General features: G+C 69.0%; 16 protein-coding genes. 11 read left to right on the forward strand and 5 right to left on the reverse strand.

From position 1 onward, the window contains the following. Positions 1-34: 34 nt before the first annotated feature. The 3 genes from PGN14_RS09265 to PGN14_RS09275 all read left to right on the forward strand — a co-directional run bounded on the left by PGN14_RS09265 (position 35) and on the right by PGN14_RS09275 (position 2333). Positions 35-748: an SDR family NAD(P)-dependent oxidoreductase gene (locus PGN14_RS09265; RefSeq protein WP_335299232.1), complete on the forward strand. Its 714-nt coding sequence runs from the start codon at positions 35-37 to the stop codon at positions 746-748. A gap of 152 nt (positions 749-900) precedes the next feature. Next, positions 901-1692 (forward strand): 50S ribosomal protein L11 methyltransferase, encoded by a 792-nt coding sequence (locus PGN14_RS09270; RefSeq protein WP_335299233.1) that lies wholly within the window; start codon positions 901-903, stop codon positions 1690-1692. A 35-nt stretch (positions 1693-1727) separates the two neighbouring features. Beyond that, complete coding sequence (locus PGN14_RS09275; protein ID WP_335299234.1) at positions 1728-2333, forward strand: TIGR02117 family protein; 606 nt, start codon at positions 1728-1730, stop codon at positions 2331-2333. Between the two features lie 111 nt (positions 2334-2444). Here PGN14_RS09275 and PGN14_RS09280 read toward each other — a convergent pair whose 3' ends face one another. After that, positions 2445-2816, reverse strand: a complete 372-nt coding sequence (locus PGN14_RS09280) for a hypothetical protein (protein WP_335299235.1) — start codon at positions 2814-2816, stop codon at positions 2445-2447. Positions 2817-2921: 105 nt separating this feature from the next. Between PGN14_RS09280 and PGN14_RS09285 the strand changes: the two genes are divergently transcribed. Then, positions 2922-3827, forward strand: coding sequence for a pirin family protein (locus PGN14_RS09285; protein WP_335299236.1), 906 nt, complete (start codon positions 2922-2924; stop codon positions 3825-3827). A 120-nt stretch (positions 3828-3947) separates the two neighbouring features. Here the strand turns inward: PGN14_RS09285 and PGN14_RS09290 are convergent, their stop codons facing one another. From PGN14_RS09290 to PGN14_RS09305, 4 genes are all read right to left on the reverse strand, one after another. Then, entirely contained in the window at positions 3948-5405 is a 1458-nt protein-coding gene (locus tag PGN14_RS09290; protein ID WP_335299237.1) for an amidohydrolase, read from the reverse strand. A gap of 62 nt (positions 5406-5467) precedes the next feature. Continuing rightward, positions 5468-7150, reverse strand: coding sequence for a TonB-dependent receptor domain-containing protein (locus tag PGN14_RS09295; RefSeq protein ID WP_335299238.1), 1683 nt, complete (start codon positions 7148-7150; stop codon positions 5468-5470). Next, positions 7053-8498, reverse strand: coding sequence for a TonB-dependent receptor plug domain-containing protein (locus PGN14_RS09300; protein ID WP_335299239.1), 1446 nt, complete (start codon positions 8496-8498; stop codon positions 7053-7055). The genes PGN14_RS09295 and PGN14_RS09300 overlap by 98 nt, the downstream gene beginning before the upstream one ends. A gap of 285 nt (positions 8499-8783) precedes the next feature. Continuing rightward, complete coding sequence (locus PGN14_RS09305; RefSeq protein ID WP_335299240.1) at positions 8784-9227, reverse strand: hypothetical protein; 444 nt, start codon at positions 9225-9227, stop codon at positions 8784-8786. A gap of 99 nt (positions 9228-9326) precedes the next feature. On the opposite strand from PGN14_RS09305, the gene rpiB reads away from it, so the two are divergent. From rpiB to PGN14_RS09345, 7 genes are all read left to right on the forward strand, one after another. After that, positions 9327-9761, forward strand: coding sequence for a ribose 5-phosphate isomerase B (rpiB, locus tag PGN14_RS09310; RefSeq protein ID WP_335299241.1), 435 nt, complete (start codon positions 9327-9329; stop codon positions 9759-9761). Continuing rightward, the gene (gene glyA / locus PGN14_RS09315) at positions 9758-11065 is read left to right on the forward strand and encodes a serine hydroxymethyltransferase (protein WP_335299242.1); all 1308 of its coding nucleotides are present in this window, start codon (positions 9758-9760) and stop codon (positions 11063-11065) included. Before rpiB ends, glyA begins: the two co-directional genes overlap by 4 nt. 12 nt (positions 11066-11077) lie before the next feature. Continuing rightward, complete coding sequence (locus PGN14_RS09320; RefSeq protein WP_335299243.1) at positions 11078-11275, forward strand: hypothetical protein; 198 nt, start codon at positions 11078-11080, stop codon at positions 11273-11275. Between the two features lie 6 nt (positions 11276-11281). Further along, positions 11282-11743 (forward strand): transcriptional regulator NrdR, encoded by a 462-nt coding sequence (gene nrdR / locus PGN14_RS09325; protein WP_335299244.1) that lies wholly within the window; start codon positions 11282-11284, stop codon positions 11741-11743. An 89-nt stretch (positions 11744-11832) separates the two neighbouring features. Continuing rightward, positions 11833-12894, forward strand: coding sequence for a TrmH family RNA methyltransferase (locus tag PGN14_RS09335; RefSeq protein WP_443019492.1), 1062 nt, complete (start codon positions 11833-11835; stop codon positions 12892-12894). Further along, on the forward strand, positions 12891-14174 hold the full coding sequence (locus PGN14_RS09340; protein WP_335299245.1) for a putative 2OG-Fe(II) oxygenase: 1284 nt from the start codon (positions 12891-12893) through the stop codon (positions 14172-14174). Before PGN14_RS09335 ends, PGN14_RS09340 begins: the two co-directional genes overlap by 4 nt. 194 nt (positions 14175-14368) lie before the next feature. Then, a complete protein-coding gene (locus tag PGN14_RS09345; RefSeq protein WP_335299246.1) occupies positions 14369-17146 on the forward strand; it encodes a M14 family metallopeptidase in 2778 nt (925 codons plus the stop codon). Positions 17147-17257 lie beyond the last annotated feature (111 nt).

The raw sequence follows: 17257 nt of genomic DNA on the forward strand, positions 1-17257 counted from the left end.
GGCGCAATGCCACGGGCGCGGCTACACGCCGGGCATGACACATATCCTCCTGACCGGCGCCAGCCGCGGCATCGGCGCCGCCGCCCTCGCCGCCTTGTCCGCGCTGCCCGACGTGGCCGTCGTCGGACAGGCCACCGTGGCGCGCGACGACGCGCTGCTTGCCGCCGATTTCGCCGATCCGGACGCCGTCGACCGGCTGTGGGCACAGGCGCTCGACCGGCTGGACGGTCGCGTCGACGTGCTGGTCAACAATGCCGGCGTGTTCGAGGCGAACCCGATCGACGCCGATGACGAGGCGTGGCGCGACGGCTGGGCGCGGACGATGCAGGTCAACCTGACCGCCGCGGCCCAGCTCAGCCGCCACGCCGTTCGCCACTGGCAGCAGCGCGAACAAGGCGGACGGCTGGTCAATGTCGCCAGCCGCGCCGCCTATCGCGGCGACAGCCCCGCGCACTGGCATTATGCCGCCGCGAAGGCGGGGATGGTCGCCATGACCAAGACGATCGCGCGCGGCTATGCCAGGGACGGGATCCTCGCCTTCACGATCTGCCCCGGCTTCACGATGACGGGCATGGCGGACGATTATCTCGCCAGCCGCGGCGGCGACAAACTGCTCGCCGACATCCCGCTGGGCCGCGTGGCGCAGCCCGAGGAGGTGGCAACGATGATCCGCTTCCTCGCGTTCGACGCCCCCGCCTCGATGACCGGGGCGGTGCTGGACATCAACGGGGCCAGCTATGTCCGCTGAGGAGAATGCCGTCGACAGCTGGCGCGTCACCCTCCCCTGCACCCGCGCCGAGGCGGAGGCGATCGACGCCGCCGACGATCTCGCGATCGACGCGGTGCTGATGACCAGCGAGGAGGTGGAGGACGACCGCGAGCATTGGCGGCTCGACGCCTATGTCGAGGATCGCCCCTCCCCCGCGCTGCTGGCCGCGCTGGCCGCGCTGGTGCCGAGCGCCGCCGGCGTCGCGCCGGTCGTCACCCCCGCTGGGCGCGGAGGACTGGGTGGCGATGAGCCAGGCCGGGCTGGAGCCGATCCGCGAGGGCCGCTTCGTCGTCCATACCAGCGCGCATCCCACCGCAGCACCGGAGGGGGGCCGCGCCTTCCTGATCGACGCGGGACAGGCGTTCGGCACCGGGCATCACGCCACCACCGCCGGATGCCTGGCGATGCTGGAGGGGCTGGCGGCGCGCGACGTCGCGAACGCGATCGACCTGGGCACCGGCACCGGACTGCTCGCCTTCGCCGCACGGCATCTGTGGCCCGCGGCGCGGGTGACCGCGACCGATATCGACCCCGCTGCGATCACGGTCACGCGCGAGAACATGGCGACCAATGACGTCGCCGACATCGCGCTGATCGTCGCCGATGGCGCGCTGTCGCCGGAGATTTCGGCCGGCGCCCCCTATGATCTGGTGATCGCCAACATCCTGGCGGGACCGCTGATCTCGATGGCGCCGGAGGTGGCGGCGATCGCCGCGCCGCGCGCCGCGATCGTGCTGGCGGGGCTGCTGGAAACGCAGCGCGAACAGGTGGTCGCCGCCTTCGCCGGCTGCGGTTGCACGCTGGACGGGGTGGACCGGCGCGGCGACTGGACGATCCTGCGGCTGACGGCGGCGGCGGAACGCTACGTACCGGTCGCGCCGATCGATCCGCGCGGACGCGACGGCTGGGCGCTCGACCTCTGAGACGCCGTGGCGCGGTCGCGCTCGCCGCGTTCGCGGTGCTGGTCCTGGCCTATCTGCTGGCCGGCGCGATCGGCGGGCTGGTACCGCGCAACGGCGGCTGGCGCCCGCCCGATCGGGGCGTGACGATCTGGATCGAGGACAATGGCATCCACACCGGGCTGGTCCTGCCGGCGCGGGCGGCCGGGATCGACTGGCACGCGGACTTTCCCGCCCGCGATCTGCGCGACCCGCGATATGCCGCGCATCGCTACGTCGCGATCGGCTGGGGCGAGCGCGGCTTCTATCTCGGCACGCCGACATGGTGGGACGTGCGGCCGGCGACGGTGCTGCATGCGGCTTGGGGGAGCGAGGACACGCTGCTGCACGTCGAACATATCGCGCGGCCAGCGGCGGGGCCGCAGGTACGCGCGGTGACGTTGCGCGAGGACGAATATCGCCGGCTGGCGGCGGTGATCCGCGCCGCCCGCCGCGATGGTGCGGCGCTGCCGGGTTATGCCGCCTACGACGCCTTCTATCCGGCGCGCGGACGGTACGATGCGCTACGCACCTGCAACGCATGGACGGGCGACACGCTCGCGGCGGCCGGCGTTCGCATCGGCGCTTGGACGCCGTTCGCCAGCACGGTGATGCGCTGGTTCTAGCCCCCCAAGATTATACGTCACCCCGGCCTTGAGCCGGGGTCCCGCTTCTTCTCTCTCGCCTCGGAAAAGCGGGACCCCGGGTCAAGCCCGGGGTGACGAACAAAGCGACGATCACCCCGCCGCCCCCGTCTGATTCGCCATCTCGCCCGCGGTCGCGGCCATCGACGGCGCGGATCCGGTCGCGGGGCGCAGCGCCTCGCGTTCCGCCTCGCCGACCGGGGCGGTGGGATCGGGGCGGAAGGCATCGGGCGCACGCTCGGTGCCCGGGGTCGGCGCATCGGCGGCGAGATCGGGCGCGGCATGTTCCGCGCCACCCGCCGCACCCACGCCGCCGAAGAAGCGGTCGAGCCAGCCGAGCTTCAGCGCCGCCGTCAGGCCCGCGGCCAGGCCGCCCACGGCGGTGGCCGCGATCGCGGCGGTGCGGCGGGTGGAGGTTTCCGGCGCGAACCGTGCCGACGCCTTCTTCTTCGTGCTCTTGGTCATGGCCTCGACAACGGCCGCGCGCGGCGCACGTTCCCGGCACCGCTTTGCGCATCGCGCTCAAGCTGTTAGCGATCGCGCATCCGCTTTCCCGAACGAGGCCACGCCATGTCGACCCGCGACGACGCGATCCTGCAGACGTTGCTGCCCGCCACACACGATCTGGGCGGGTTCAAGGTCTATCGCACCCTGCCCCATCGCGAGCGCACGATGGTGGGGCCGTTCATCTTCTTCGACCAGATGGGGCCGGCGCACCTGCCGCCGGGGGACGGCGTCGACGTGCGCCCGCACCCGCATATCGGGCTGTCGACCGTCACCTATCTGTTCGAGGGCGCGTTCCAGCACCGCGATTCGCTCGGCACCGATGCACGGATCACGCCGGGCGCGGTCAACCTGATGACCGCGGGAACGGGGATCGTCCATTCGGAGCGCTCTCCCGCGGACGTCCGTCCCGACGGTCCCGCGCTGGCGGGGATCCAGACCTGGCTCGCGCTGCCCGACGGGCAGGAGGAGGCGGCACCCGCGTTCGAACATGTCGCGGTCGAGCAACTGCCGGTGGTGGAGGCGGGCGGCGCCCGCGCGCGCGTCATCATGGGCGAATTGTGGGGCGCCGCCGCGCCGACCACCACGCGCGCGTCCACCATCTACGCCGACATCATGCTCGATCCCGGCGCCAGCGTGCCGATCGACGCGGGTGCGGACGAGCGCGCGATCTATCTGGCGCAGGGCGAGGCGTCGCTCGACGGCCTCGCGCTGGAGCCGCAGCGGCTGTACGTGCTGCGCCCCGGCGTGGCGGCGACGCTGTCCTCGGCGCTGGGAGGGCGCGCGATGCTGGCCGGCGGCGGGGCGTTCGCGACCCCGCGCCATGTGTGGTGGAACTTCGTCCATTCCTCGCGCGAGGCGATCAACGAGGCGAAGCGCGCGTGGAAGCAAGGCCGCTTCGCCAGCGTGCCGGGCGAGTCGGAATGGATCCCGCTGCCGGAGATGACGCCGAAGACGGTGAGCTATCCGTAAGCGTAAGCCCTCTCCCTGCGGGGAGAGGGTTTGGGTGAGGGGTGGGAGCCTCGCAGAGCGCAGCGTCTGCGGCGGCCCCTCACCCCGACCCTCTCCCCGCAGGGGAGAGGGGGCCGTTTCTCACTCCCCCGCGGTCTTGCGGTAATCGAGCGGCGGCTTCCGGTCGCCCAGCATCGCCTTATACTCGAAATTCGCGCCCCGCTTGGCGGCGAACTCCTGCTTCGCAGCGGCGATCGTGTCGGGCGAGCGGAACAGGTCGGCGGCGGTCAGCGCCAGCGTCTTGGCCGCGAGAACCGCGCCCTTCACGCCGATGCTGGTGCCCGCGGCGGCGACATTCTGCCAGCTATGCCCGGCCGATCCCGGCACGAAGGTCGCGGTCGACAGCCCCACCGTCGGCACCACCCAGCTGACGTCAGACACGTCGGTGGAGCCGCCCAGCGCCTCGCTCTCGATCCGCGCCGGCTGGATCTCGCCGACGCTCGACAGCGCGGGGGCGCCGGGTGCGAAGGTGGTCTGGATCTTCTGCCCGAACGCCACTTCCTCCGGCGTCCAGGTGATCGCGCCCGCGGTGTGGAGCGAGCGGTCCATCACCTTCATCAGCGCCTCGTTCGGCAGCATCGAATAGACGCCGCCGGTCACCTCGACATCCATCTTGGTCTGGGTGCCCATCGCGGCGCCGGCGGCGGCCTGCTTCACCCATTCCCACACCGACTGGACCACCTTGGGATCCATGTGGCGGACATAATAATAGACCTCCGCCTCGTCCGGCACGACATTAGGCGCCTTGCCGCCGTTGGTGATGACGTAATGAATGCGGGTGCGGTCGGGGATATGCTCGCGCATCAGGTTGACCATCGCGTCCATCGCCTCGACCCCGTCGAGCGCGGAGCGGCCCTTGTCGGGGTTGCCCGCAGCGTGCGCCGACTTGCCGTGGAAGCGGAACTTGCCCGAGATATTGGCCATGCTCGGCCCCTGCGACGCCGAATTGGCGTTGCCCGGGTGCCAGTGGAGCACCGTGTCGACGTCCTTGAACAGGCCGTCGCGCACCATATAGACCTTGCCCGATCCGCCTTCCTCGGCCGGGGTGCCGTACACGCGGATCTCGCCCTTCACATTGTTCTTCACCATCCACTGCTTGACCGCGATCGCGGCATAGCTGCTGGCGGCGCCGAACAGATTGTGGCCGCAGCCATGGCCCGCGTCGCCGCCGATCGGCTGGCGATCGGGCGCGGCGGCCTGCGACAGGCCCGGCAGCGCGTCGAACTCGGCCAGCACGCCGATGACCGGGCCGGCACCGTTCTTGAACGATGCGACGAACGCGGTCGGCTCACCCGCGACCCCCGCGGTGACCGCGAAGCCCGCCGCCTTCAGCCGCTGCTGGAGCAGCGCGGAGCTTTGCGTCTCCTGATAGCCGACCTCGGCGAACTTCCAGATCTGGAGCGCGGTGTCGCCGAGCGGCTTCTCGCCGGCGGTGACGTTGGCCAGGATCTGCTGGCTGTCGGCGGACGCCAATGGCTCCGCCGCGGCAGGCAGCGCGGTGCCGGCGAGCAGTGCCGCGGCAAGTGCGATGATCTTCATAATTATATCCTCCCTGATAACCACGTCATTCCCGCGCAGGCGGTAATGACGGTTGCAACGGATCAGAACTTCTTCGTGGCGCCGATGAAGAAGTAGCGGCCGATCACGTCGTAGTTCTGCGCGTCGTAGGTCGCTTCGATATCGCCATATTGCGGCGGCGCGCGGTTGAAGAGGTTGGTGGCGCCCAGGCGGAACTCGGTGCTGTCGTCGACCTCGAACCGCGCGTTCAGGTCGAACACGTTATAGGCCGCGACACCGCGCGTCGTGCTGGTCGGCGACACCACCTTGGCCGAGTTGATCATGCTCGACAGATAGCGCCAGCGCAGCCCCAGGCTCGCCTGACCCAGGGTGTAGGTGAACGACGTGATCCCCTTCCACCGCGGATGCGCGATGCCGCCTGTCGCATCGACGCCGATACCGATCGACCCGGCATAGTCATAGGTGGGTGCGCCGGGCAGCGCCTGGATCTTGAACGTCTCCAGATAGCTGACCGCGGAGTTGATCGCGAAATTGCCCGCGTCCGCACCGATCGGGAAGCGCCAGTCGAACTGGAAGTCGACGCCGCGCACCTGATAGGTGCCGAGGTTCAGCAGGGGCTGGAGCGGGTTGACCGGCACGCCGGTGTCGGTGTTGCGGGTGATGAGCGAGCAATAATAGTTGCTGGGCGAATAAGTCGGGTTGTTGCCGCCCGAGTTGAAGCAGAACTGGAACGCCTGCGCGATCGACAGCGGCCCGACCGCGCCCTTGATCTTGATCGAATAGAAATCGACCGACAGCGACAGGTTCTTGAACATGCCCGCGAACGGCGACTGAAGCACGCCACCGGCGGAGAAGGTGTCGGCCACTTCCTCCTTCAGCTGCGGGTTGCCGCCGGTCAGGGCGAAGACCTGTGCGGTGCCGAGCGTATAGTCGGTGTAGACGCTGGGAGAGATGCCCTGCGCCAGACAGATGTCGCGCACCGCGGCCGCATTCGCGCCGGCGCGGTAGGACGAGCGCCGGTCGCACGGATCGCCGTTGGTCGTGGTCGAACTGGCCGTGCCGACCGCGACGGATGCGGTGGAGACCGGCGCGAACAGCTCACCGACGCTGGGCGCGCGGATCGCGCGGTTATATCCGCCGCGCAGACGCAGCGGCTCGAACACGCGCCACGTCACGTCGGCCTTGTACGCGTGGACGCCGCCGATCGTATCGTACTTGGAATAGCGGTAGCCGAGATCGAGATCGAGCTGCTGGATCAGCGGCAGGTCATGGAGCACCGGGACCAGCAATTCGGCGAACGCCTCGCCCACGTTCACCTCACCCGATGCCGCGCGCAGCACCGAATAGCCGAGGATGTCGCTGGTGCCGTTGGGCAGCGACAGCTGCGCGTCCGGGGTGAAGGAATAGCCGTTGTAGCGATAGTCCGCGCCGACCGCGAAGCGCACGTCACCCGCCGGCAAGGCGAACAGGCTGCCCTGCATCGTCCCCTCGACCGTGCGCTGCTTCAGCTCGTTGGTGTTGAGCGTGCGACGCGAGATGAAGTCGATGCACGCCTGCGACGGGGTGAGGTTGCCGAACGGGTTGAACCCGCCCTGGCAATATTCCGTCCCGCCGGTGGGCGAGTTGAGCAGTTGTGCGGTCGCGCTGGCGGAGGCGCCGCCGCGCTGCTCATTGGAATATTTGGTGCGGCTGGTGGAGGCATAGATGTCCCACGTCCAATCGCGGATGCCGACCCGACCCGACAGCCCGGCGGTGATCTGGTACACGTCGTAATCGTAACGCTGGATGCGCGGACCCAGGATGTTGAGCGCCTTGTAGAAGGTGAAGGGGCGTTCCGATTGGCGGCCGTCGTGCCGCGGGTGGCGAGAATATCCCTGAACGCCTGGGGATGAAAGGATTAGTGGTCGGAACCTGCAAGCCATAGACGTTGGAGGCCAGCGTTGGGTTGGTGATCCCCACCGTGGTATAGGTCGTATAGGTCGCCTGGACGAACGCCTTCACATCGTCGGTGACGTCGTAATCCGCCTTGCCGAAGATCGACCAGCGGCTGAGGTCGGCCTGGATCGACGAACCATTGTAGCCGAAGTTGATCTGCTGCGAATTGGTGCCCGAGTTGACGATATAGGCCTCGTCGGTCTGCGGATCGCGGAAGTTGTAGACCGGGACGCCGACCGTCGAGAACAACGTCTGGTCGGTGTTGAACCCGATCTGTCCGGTATAGCGCGGGATCGCGGCGCTCGTGCCCGGCAGCGCGGGCGTGCCGTACTGCCCCTGGAAGACCGTGTTCACCGATTCCAGCGTCGGCGTGTTTCCGCCGAACAGCACGGTGCCCTGCGGAATGGTCGACAGGCCCGGGGTCGACTGGCGGAAGGTGAAATAGTCGCGGCCCTGCTGGAACGCGCGCTCTCGCTTCGTATAGTCGACCGACAATACCGCCGAGCCGCGATCGTCGGCGAACTTCGACCCGAGCGTGCCCGTCAGGCGATAGGAATTGCCGTCGCCGTAATTGCTGACGCCGGTCTGGCCGTTCAGCTCCAACCCCTTGAAATTGCGCTTCAGCCGGAAGTTGACCACGCCCGCGGTCGCGTCCGACCCATAGGTGGTGGACGCGCCGCCGGTGATGACCTCGATATTCTCGATCAGCGCCTCGGGCAGGATGTTAAGGTCGACCGAGCCGTCGGGGTTCGACGGTTGGATGCGCCGCCCGTCGAGCAGCAGCAGCGTGCGCTTCGCCCCCAGCCCGCGCAGCGAGGCATAGGCCTGCCCGCCGTTGAGTCCGGTCGAGGTGCTGCCGCCGTTGGCCGCACCGAACGCGCCACTGAACTGCGGCAACTGGGTCAGCGCGCTTTCCACCGTGACGCGGCCGGTATTCTCCAGCGTGTCCTGCGACAGCGAGACGATCGGCGAGTTGGCGACATAGTCCGGCCGCGCGATGCGCGAGCCGGTGATGACGATGTCCTCCGACGGCGGCGGCGCCGCGGTCTGCTCGGCCTCCTCGACCGACGCGGGCGGGCTTTCGGGCACCGCCGTCTGCGCGGCGGCCTGGCTGGCGATCAGCGCGAGGGTGCAGGTGCCGGCGGCAAGGATCGAGCGGCGGAACAATCGCTGGTGCATATGTGGGTCCCTGGTCTTGGCCATCTCGTTCGGATGGCTTCACCCAGGTCAGACGCACGTTTATGACGCCGCCTCACGCTGCAAAGCAAAAAAAGTTCCCGGAGCACGCTTCAAAGCCCCTCCCCTTCAGGGGAGGGGTTGGGGTGGGGCAGTCACGAGCGACGGTCTCTGCGAGGCTTTCCCCACCCCTGCCCAGTGCCAGGTAAACGATCCCCCGGATCGTTTAGGTCATGCCGGGGGTATGACCGACCTGTCACTCCTGAAGGGGAGGGGTTCAAGATCGCGTTACCCCCGGCAATACCCCTCGCCCGGTTTCACCGTCAGGCAGTCCTTCTTCCCCGCCAGCCATTTCAGCCCGGTCGCGTCGCCATCGCTCGGCACCGCGATCTCATCCGTCCCGTCCCGTGTGAAGCGCAGCCCCTCCGCGGTCACCGATCCGGGGAATGTCCCCTTGTGGTCGAGGTCCCATTGCATCTCCAGCGTGACGCCGCCGCCTGTACGCTGCGTCACGTTCAGGAACATGCCTTCCACCCCGACCCATTTGCCCAGATAGTCGCGCTCCAGTTTCGCGGTCGCGGCGGGGGCGGGCGCCGCCGCGCTGGCGGCCGGGGCGGGCGTGATGACGGCGGGCGCCGGGCTGGTCGCGGCGGTCGTCTCCGCCGGCGTGGGCTGCGTGGGGTTGCCGCAGGCGGCAAGCGCGAGCGGGGCGAGCAGGACGATCCGGTTCATGCGCGCAACAACCCCCGCGCCATGGCTCGCGTTCCGGGTGGCGTTCCCGGCCCTGCGACGCTAGAGGCTCCCGCATCCACTGCCCCGGGGAGTCGTTCCTTGCGCATCGCTATCGCCTGCGACCATGCCGCCGTCTCGTTGAAGGACGAATTGCGCGACTGGCTGACGGGGGAAGGGCACGACATGCTCGACCTGGGCACGCACGGACCGGACAGCGTCAACTACCCCGATTACGGCCGCCGCCTGGCCGAGGCGGTCGCGTCCGGCGACGCCGAGCGCGGGATCGCGCTGTGCGGCTCGGGCATCGGCATCTCGATCGCGGTCAACCGCAACCCGGCGGTGCGCTGCGCTTTGGTGTCGGAGCCGCTGTCGGCCTCGCTCGCGCGCCAGCACAACGACGCCAATGCCATCGCGATGGGCGCGCGCGTGATCGGCCCCGAAATGGCGCGCGCCTGCATCACCGCCTTCCTCTCCACCGATTTCCTCGGCGGGCGCCATGCCGCGCGCGTCGACATGCTCAAGGAGCCCGCATGAGCACGAACCCCGCCTCGCTCAACGACGTCCAGCCCGATGGATTCTTCACCCGCGGCCTTGCTGACGCCGATCCCGCGATCTTTGCGGGCGTCGAGCATGAGCTGACGCGCGAGCAGACCCAGATCGAGCTGATCGCGTCGGAGAATATCGTCAGCCGCGCGGTGCTGGAGGCGCAGGGCAGCGTCTTCACCAACAAATATGCCGAGGGCTATCCCGGCAAGCGCTATTATCAGGGCTGCCACCCGTCCGACGAGGTCGAGCAGCTGGCGATCGATCGCGCCAAGGCGCTGTTCGGCTGCGGCTTCGTCAACGTCCAGCCGCATTCGGGCGCACAGGCCAATGGCGCGGTGATGCTGGCGCTGGCCAAGCCGGGCGACACGGTGATGGGGCTCAGCCTCGACGCCGGCGGCCACCTGACGCATGGCGCGCGCGCGGCGATGAGCGGCAAGTGGTTCAACGCGGTCCAGTACGGCGTCACCCCCGACACGCACCTGATCGATTATGACGCGGTCGAGAAGCTGGCGGTGGAGACCAAGCCGAAGCTGATCATCACCGGCGGCTCGGCGTACCCGCGCCACATCGATTTCGCCGCGTTCCGCGCCATCGCGGACAAGGTCGGCGCGTTCTTCATGGTCGACATGGCGCATTTCGCGGGCCTCGTCGCGGGCGGCGTCCACCCGACCCCGTTCGGCCATGCGCATGTCGTCACCACCACCACGCACAAGACGCTGCGCGGTCCGCGCGGCGGCATGGTGCTGACCGACGACGAAGCCATTGCGAAGAAGATCAATTCGGCGGTCTTCCCGGGGCTTCAGGGTGGCCCGCTGATGCACGTCATCGCGGCCAAGGCGGTCGCCTTCGGCGAGGCGCTGCGTCCCGAGTTCAAGAGCTATGCCGCCAGCGTGGTGGAAAACGCCAAGGTGCTGGCCGCGACGCTGAAGGAGCGCGGCGCGGACCTCGTCTCCGGCGGCACCGACACGCACCTCGCGCTGGTCGACCTCACCCCGCTGAAGGTCACCGGCAAGGATGCGGACGAGGCGCTGGAGCGTGCCGGCATCACCTGTAACAAGAACGGCATCCCCAACGATCCGCTGCCGCCGATGAAGACCAGCGGCATCCGCGTCGGCAGCCCGGCGGGCACCACGCGCGGCTTCGGCACGGCCGAGTTCCGCGAGATCGGCAACATGGTCGCCGACGTGCTCGACGGCCTGGCCGCCAAGGGCGAGGCGGGCGATGCGTCGGTCGAGGCGAACGTGCGGGAACGTGTGCGCGCGCTGTGCGCTCGGTTCCCGATCTATCAGTAAGGAGACGCGTTCGTGGCGAAGTTCGACGAAAAGATCGGCGAGGTGCAGGCCAATGTGAAGGGCACCCCTGGCCTCGGCAAGAGCATGGCCAAATGGGGTGCGCTGGGCGCGGTGGTCGCGATCCCGGTGCCGTTCGTCGGCCCGGTGTTCGGCGCGCTGGCGGGTGCCGCCTGGGCCTACCACAAGGGCACGAAGAACAAGGGCTATTGAGGCTCGATGCGCTGCCCCTTCTGCGGTCATGAGGCGAGCCAGGTAAAGGACAGCCGCCCCACCGACGACGGGGCGGCGATCCGCCGCCGCCGCCAGTGCGAGGGCTGCGCCGCGCGCTTCACCACGTTCGAGCGCATCCAGCTGCGGGAGCTGACGGTGGTGAAGAGCGAGCACCGTCGCGAGCCGTTCGACCGCGAGAAGCTGCTGCGCTCGATTTCGATCGCGGCGCGCAAGCGCCCGATCGAGCCGGTCCAGCTGGAACGGCTGGTCAGCGGCCTCCAGCGCCAGCTGGAGACCAGCGGCGAGGCGGAGGTGTCGTCCAAGCGCATCGGCGAGATGGTGATGGACGGGCTGAAGGGACTGGATTCGGTCGCCTATATCCGGTTTGCCAGCGTCTATCGCGAATTCGGGGAGGCGAAGGATTTCGAGGAATTTGCGGGGAGTGTGGAGGAAGCGGGGCGGGGGTAGGCGCCGACGGATCTTTCCTGCCTTGAAAAATCCGTTCATCCTGAGGAGAGGCTGAGCTTGTCGAAGCCTCGTCTCGAAGGACGCCCCGGTTGAGTTTCCACGCCTACATGCTCCGTTGCGCCGACGGCAGCTTCTACATCGGTCATACCGACGACCTCGACGCGCGGATAGCAGCGCACCAGAGCGGATCCCTGGGTGGCTACACCGCGACACGCTTGCCCGTGGCCTTGGTGTGGTCGCAGGATTTTCCCAGCCGTGACGAGGCACTGACCGCAGAGCGGCAGTTGAAGGGCTGGTCACGCGCCAAGAAGGAAGCGCTCGTCAACGGCGACTGGGACAAAGTACGGTCCCTCGCCAGCCGGGCAGTCCTTCGAGACGCCGCTTCGACAGGCTCAGCGGCTCCTCAGGACGAACGGATGGTGGAAGAAACCCCCACCCCGCCCCCCGTCATCGTCCTCGTCCGCCCGCAACTGGGCGAGAACATCGGCAAGGCGGCCCGCGCGATGCTCAATTTCGGGCTGGTCGACCTGCGCTTGGTCGCCCCGCGGGACGGCTGGCCCAATCCCCAGGCAGGCCCCGCCGCCTCGGGTGCCGACATCGTGCTGGAACGCGCGCAGGTGTTCGACAGCGTCGCGGACGCGGTGGCGGATTGCGCGCACGTCTATGCCACCACCGTGCGCAAGCGCGGCGTCACCAAGCCCGTCGTCACCCCGGAACAGGCCGCACGCGACATCCACGCCAGCCCTGCGCGCACCGCGATCCTGTTCGGCCCCGAACGATCGGGGCTGGAGACCGACGACGTCGCGCTGGCGCGCACCATCGTCACCGTGCCGATCAACCCGGAATTCGGCAGCCTCAACCTCGCGCAGGCAGTGATCCTGGTGGCCTATGAATGGTCGAAGGGCGTGGCGCTCGCCTCGCCGCCCGACACGGAATTGCTGCCGCCCGCGCCGCAGGAGGAGCTGGACGGGATGATCGGGCAGCTCGACGCGATGCTGGAGGATGCCGGCTATTTCTTCCCGGAGGCGCGCGCACCCGCGACGCGGCGGACGCTGCGCACGCTGCTGACCAAGCCGGGGTGGAACAGCCAGGAGGTGCGCACCGTGCGCGGCGTGCTGTCCGCGCTGCGCCCGAAGATGCCGCGACGGTGACGACGTCGGCAATCGCGGAGCATAATCTCGCCGCCCGTCTGGGGGATGCGGGGGATTTCGCGGGCGCCATCGCCGCCTGCGCCCGCGCGATCGCCTTGGGCGGCACCGCGCCGGAGACGTATCTGGTGCAGGCGCGGGCGCTTCAGGGACTACACCAGCTCGACGAGGCGGAGGCCGCTTACGCACAGGCGATCGCACGGCGCGCCGATTATGCAGTGGCGCACCGCGATCTCGCGCAATTGCGCTGGATGCGCAGCGGCGATGCGCGCCACGCGATGGCGATGCTCGACCGCGCGCCCGACACTGCCGACCTCGCGCTGGTGCGCGCGACGGTACTGACCGGCGTCGGCGAGGTGGCGCGCGCCGCGCAGGTGCTGGATCGTGCGCTGGACCGCGCGCCGGATGCGGTCGCGCTGCGGCTCGCCGCGGCGGGCGTGGCGGGGCAGCTGGGGCGGGCGTCGGCGCAACTCGATCATGCCACCGCCGCGCTACGCGCCGCGCCCGCGTCGATCGACGCAGCGCGCGCCGCGGTCGAGGCGCTGCTGCATCTGGGGCGGATCGGCGAAGCCGCGGCGCTGGCGGAGCGCGTGGTCGCCGCCGCACCCAACGATCAGGCCGCGATCGCGCTGATGGCGACCGCGTGGCGACTAGCGGGCGACGCCCGCCACGCCGCCTTGTGCGAGGATCCCGCGCTGGTCCGCACCGCGACGATCGCGACGCCGGCGGGGTGGCGCGACCTGCCCGCCTATCTCGCCGATCTCGCCACCGCGCTCGACACGCTCCACGGATGGCGCACTCATCCGCTGGAACAATCGATCCGCCATGGCAGCCAGACGCAGGTCGACCTGTCGACGGTCGAGACGCCGGTGATCGCAGCGCTGTTCGCCGCGTTCGACGCGCCGATCCGCGCGCATATCGCCGCGCTGGGCGCGGGCGGCGATCCGGTGCGGCGGCGCGCACGCGGCGGGTATCGCATCGCGGGGGCATGGTCGGTGCGGCTGATGCCGGGCGGCTTCCACACCGATCACGTCCATCCCGCAGGCTGGCTGTCGTCCGCCTTCTACGTCGCGCTGCCTGATGCGGTGGCGACGCCGCCGCAGGGCTGGCTGGCGTTCGGGCGGCCGGGGGGGCCGACCGTGCCGGCGCTCGCGCCGTTCCGGCACGTCCGGCCCGAACCGGGGATGCTGGCGCTGTTCCCCTCCTATCTGTGGCACGGGACCGAGCCGTTCACCGGCGATGCGCCGCGACTGACCGTGGCGTTCGACCTTGTACCGGCGTGATTTTTTCACAGGCGGTGGTGTGGTGGATGCGCGCGGCTGCGTCTCTCCGAGGAGAGCGTCGCCCTCACCCTTCCCATCACCCCTCGGCGATGGGCCTCTTCCCTCTCCCGCCGGGAGAGGGAGGGAGGCGCGGCACGCGCCGGAAGGGTGAGGGCGAGCCGACAACGATAAAACGGCAAAAGGGGACTGACGCGATGAAGACGGCCTTCCTGATCGGCGCCGCGGCGCTGGCACTGGCACTTCCCGCGGCGTCCGAGCCGATCAGTCCCAAGGTCGGGGCGCTCCCCTCCCCCGCCGAGGCCTTCGCCACCGAGCCGGGCAGCGATTATTACCTCGCCAATTACGACGCCTATGAGAAATATCTGAAGACGCTGGCGGCGCAGTCGGACCGCATCAAGCTGGTCGACATCGGAAAATCCGCCGAGGGTCGCACGATGTGGGTGGCGATCGTCTCCAGCCCCGCCAACCTCGCGAAGCTCGACCGCTATCGTACCATCGCGCAGCAACTGGCGAAGGCTGACGGCGTGAGCGAGGCGCAGGCGCAGGCGCTCGCCAACGAGGGCCGCGCGGTGGTGTGGATCGACGCCGGGCTCCACGCGACCGAGACGGTGACGACGCAAAGCCAGATCCACGTCCTCTATCGCATGCTCAGCGGCCAGGATGCGGAGACGAAGCGCATCCTGGACGAGACGATCGTGCTGTTCGGGCACGACAATCCCGACGGGCTGCAACTGGTCGCCGACTGGTACATGCGCAACAAGGATCCCAAGGATCGCGAGTTCCGCACCATTCCGCGCCTCTATCAGAAGTATGTCGGCCACGATAACAACCGCGACAGCTTCATGTCGCAGATGCCGGAGACGACCGCGCTCAACCGCGTCTTCTTCCGCCAGTGGTTCCCGCAGATCATCTTCAACCAGCACCAGACCGGACCGGCGGGGATGGTGGTGTTCGTGCCCCCGTTCCGCGACCCGTTCAACTACAATTACTCGCCGATCGTGATGAACGAATTGCAGGAGGTGGGTGCTGCGATGCACAGCCGGCTGGTGTCGGAGGACAAGGCCGGATCGGGCGCGCGCTCGGCCGCGCCTTATTCCACCTGGCACAACGGCATGGTGCGTTCGGTCGCCTATTTCCACAATTCGATCGGGCTGCTGACCGAGATCATCGGCGGGCCGACCCCGGAAAAGATCCCGCTGATCCCGGACCTGCAACTCGCCCGCAACGACGAGACGCTGCCGATCGGTCCGCGCGAATGGCATCTGAAGGACAGCCTGGAATATCAATGGTCGCTCGACCGCGCGGTGATGGATTATGCCGCACGCAACCGCGAACGGCTGCTGATGAACATCTGGCGCATGGGCAAGGCGTCGATCGACAAGGGCAGCCGCGACAGCTGGACGATCACGCCCAAGCGGATCGACGCGGTCAAGGACGCCGCCAAGGGCAAGACGGCGCCGGGCGGCGAGGTCTATTTCCGCGGTCCGCCGGCGGTCGATTCCGCGCTCTACGGCTCGGTGCTCAACGACCCCGCGATGCGCGATCCGCGCGGCTATATCCTGCCGCCCGCGGCGCAGCGCGACCTGCCGACGACCATCGCTTTCCTCAACGCGCTGCTCAAGAACGGCGTCGACGTGGAGCGCGCCACCGCCGCCTTCACCGCAGGGAACAAGCGCTATCCCGCGGGCAGCTATGTCGTGCGCACCGCACAGGCCTATCGCCCGCACGTCCTCGACATGTTCGAGCCACAGGACCATCCCCACGACGCCGAATATCCCGGCGGCCCGCCCAAGGCGCCCTATGACATCACCGGCTATACACTGGCGTATCAGATGGGGGTGCAGTTCGACCGCGTGCTCGACGGCTTCACCGGCTCGTTCGAGAAGGTGAGCGCGGAGGCGATCGCCCCGCCCGCCGGCCGCATCATCGGCGGCGGCAATGCCGGCTGGCTGATCGGGCATGAGGCGAACAACGGCTTCACGCTGACCAACCGGCTGTTGAAGGCGGGTGTGCCGGTCCATTGGGTGCCCGGCGAGACGAAGGTCGCCGGGCGCACGCTGGCGGCGGGCGCCTTGTGGGTGCCAGCCTCGCCCGGCGCGCGTGCCGTGATCGAACAATCCGCAGCCTTGGGCGTCGACGCCTATGCGCAGTCGCGCGCGCCGGCGGGAACGACGTGGAAGCTGAAGCCGGTGCGCGTCGGGCTGGTCGACCGCTACGGCGGCGTCATGCCCGCGGGCTGGACCCGCTGGCTGCTGGAGCAGTACGAATTCCCGTTCGAGGTCGTCTATCCGCAGCAGCTCGACGCCGGTAATCTCAAGGCGAAATACGACGTGCTGCTGTTCGCGGACGGCACCGTGCCGGTGACGCGCGGCGGCGCCTATCCCGGCGGCTATCGCTTCGACCTGCCCAAGCCCGAGGCGATCCCGGCCGACTATCGCGGCTGGCTGGGCGAGGTGACGCAGGACCGGTCGCTGCCGGCGATCCGCGACTTCGCGGAAGGAGGCGGCACGGTCATCACGGTCGGCAGCGCGAACACGCTGGCGACATGGCTCAACCCGTCGATCCAGCCCGCGCTGGTGACGAAGAAGCCCGACGGCACCACCGCCGCGCTGCCGCACAAGGACTTCTACATCCCCGGCTCGCTCATCCAGGCGAGCGTCGATCCGCGACAGCCGCTGGCCTATGGCATGACGCCCAAGGTCGACATGTTCTTCGACGAGAGCCAGCCGTTCGTGATGTCCGGCGACGTGCGGCGGGTGGCGTGGTTCGAGGGCGCGTCGCCGCTGCGCAGCGGCTGGGCGGTCGGTCAGGAGAAACTGAACGGCACCGTCGCGGTGGCGGACGCGGACCTGGGCCGCGGCAAGCTGTTCGCGATGGGGCCGGAAGTGACCCAGCGCGCGCAACCCTATGCGACGTTCAAGCTGCTGTTCAACGGCATCCTGTACGGTCCCGCGGTCGCGGCGACGCGGTAACTTCTTCCCCCCCTCCCCTTCAGGGGAGGGGCCGGGGGCGGGGCAGTCACGAGCGACGGTCTCGGTGAGACATCACTCCACCCCCAACCCCTCCTCTAAAGAGGAGGGGCT

This window comes from Sphingomonas adhaesiva, assembly GCF_036946305.1.
GTDB classification, from domain to species: Bacteria; Pseudomonadota; Alphaproteobacteria; order Sphingomonadales; family Sphingomonadaceae; genus Sphingomonas; species Sphingomonas adhaesiva_B.

What these genes read in the sequence shown, in the direction of transcription:
- PGN14_RS09265 (WP_335299232.1), top strand. Translation starts at nt 35, where the DNA reads ATGACACATATCCTCCTGACCGGCGCCAGCCGCGGCATCGGCGCCGCC.
- PGN14_RS09270 (WP_335299233.1), top strand. Translation starts at nt 901, where the DNA reads ATGTCGAGGATCGCCCCTCCCCCGCGCTGCTGGCCGCGCTGGCCGCGC.
- PGN14_RS09280 (WP_335299235.1), bottom strand. Translation starts at nt 2,816, where the DNA reads ATGACCAAGAGCACGAAGAAGAAGGCGTCGGCACGGTTCGCGCCGGAA.
- PGN14_RS09285 (WP_335299236.1), top strand. Translation starts at nt 2,922, where the DNA reads ATGTCGACCCGCGACGACGCGATCCTGCAGACGTTGCTGCCCGCCACA.
- PGN14_RS09290 (WP_335299237.1), bottom strand. Translation starts at nt 5,405, where the DNA reads ATGAAGATCATCGCACTTGCCGCGGCACTGCTCGCCGGCACCGCGCTG.
- PGN14_RS09300 (WP_335299239.1), bottom strand. Translation starts at nt 8,498, where the DNA reads ATGCACCAGCGATTGTTCCGCCGCTCGATCCTTGCCGCCGGCACCTGC.
- PGN14_RS09305 (WP_335299240.1), bottom strand. Translation starts at nt 9,227, where the DNA reads ATGAACCGGATCGTCCTGCTCGCCCCGCTCGCGCTTGCCGCCTGCGGC.
- glyA (WP_335299242.1), top strand. Translation starts at nt 9,758, where the DNA reads ATGAGCACGAACCCCGCCTCGCTCAACGACGTCCAGCCCGATGGATTC.
- nrdR (WP_335299244.1), top strand. Translation starts at nt 11,282, where the DNA reads ATGCGCTGCCCCTTCTGCGGTCATGAGGCGAGCCAGGTAAAGGACAGC.
- PGN14_RS09345 (WP_335299246.1), top strand. Translation starts at nt 14,369, where the DNA reads ATGAAGACGGCCTTCCTGATCGGCGCCGCGGCGCTGGCACTGGCACTT.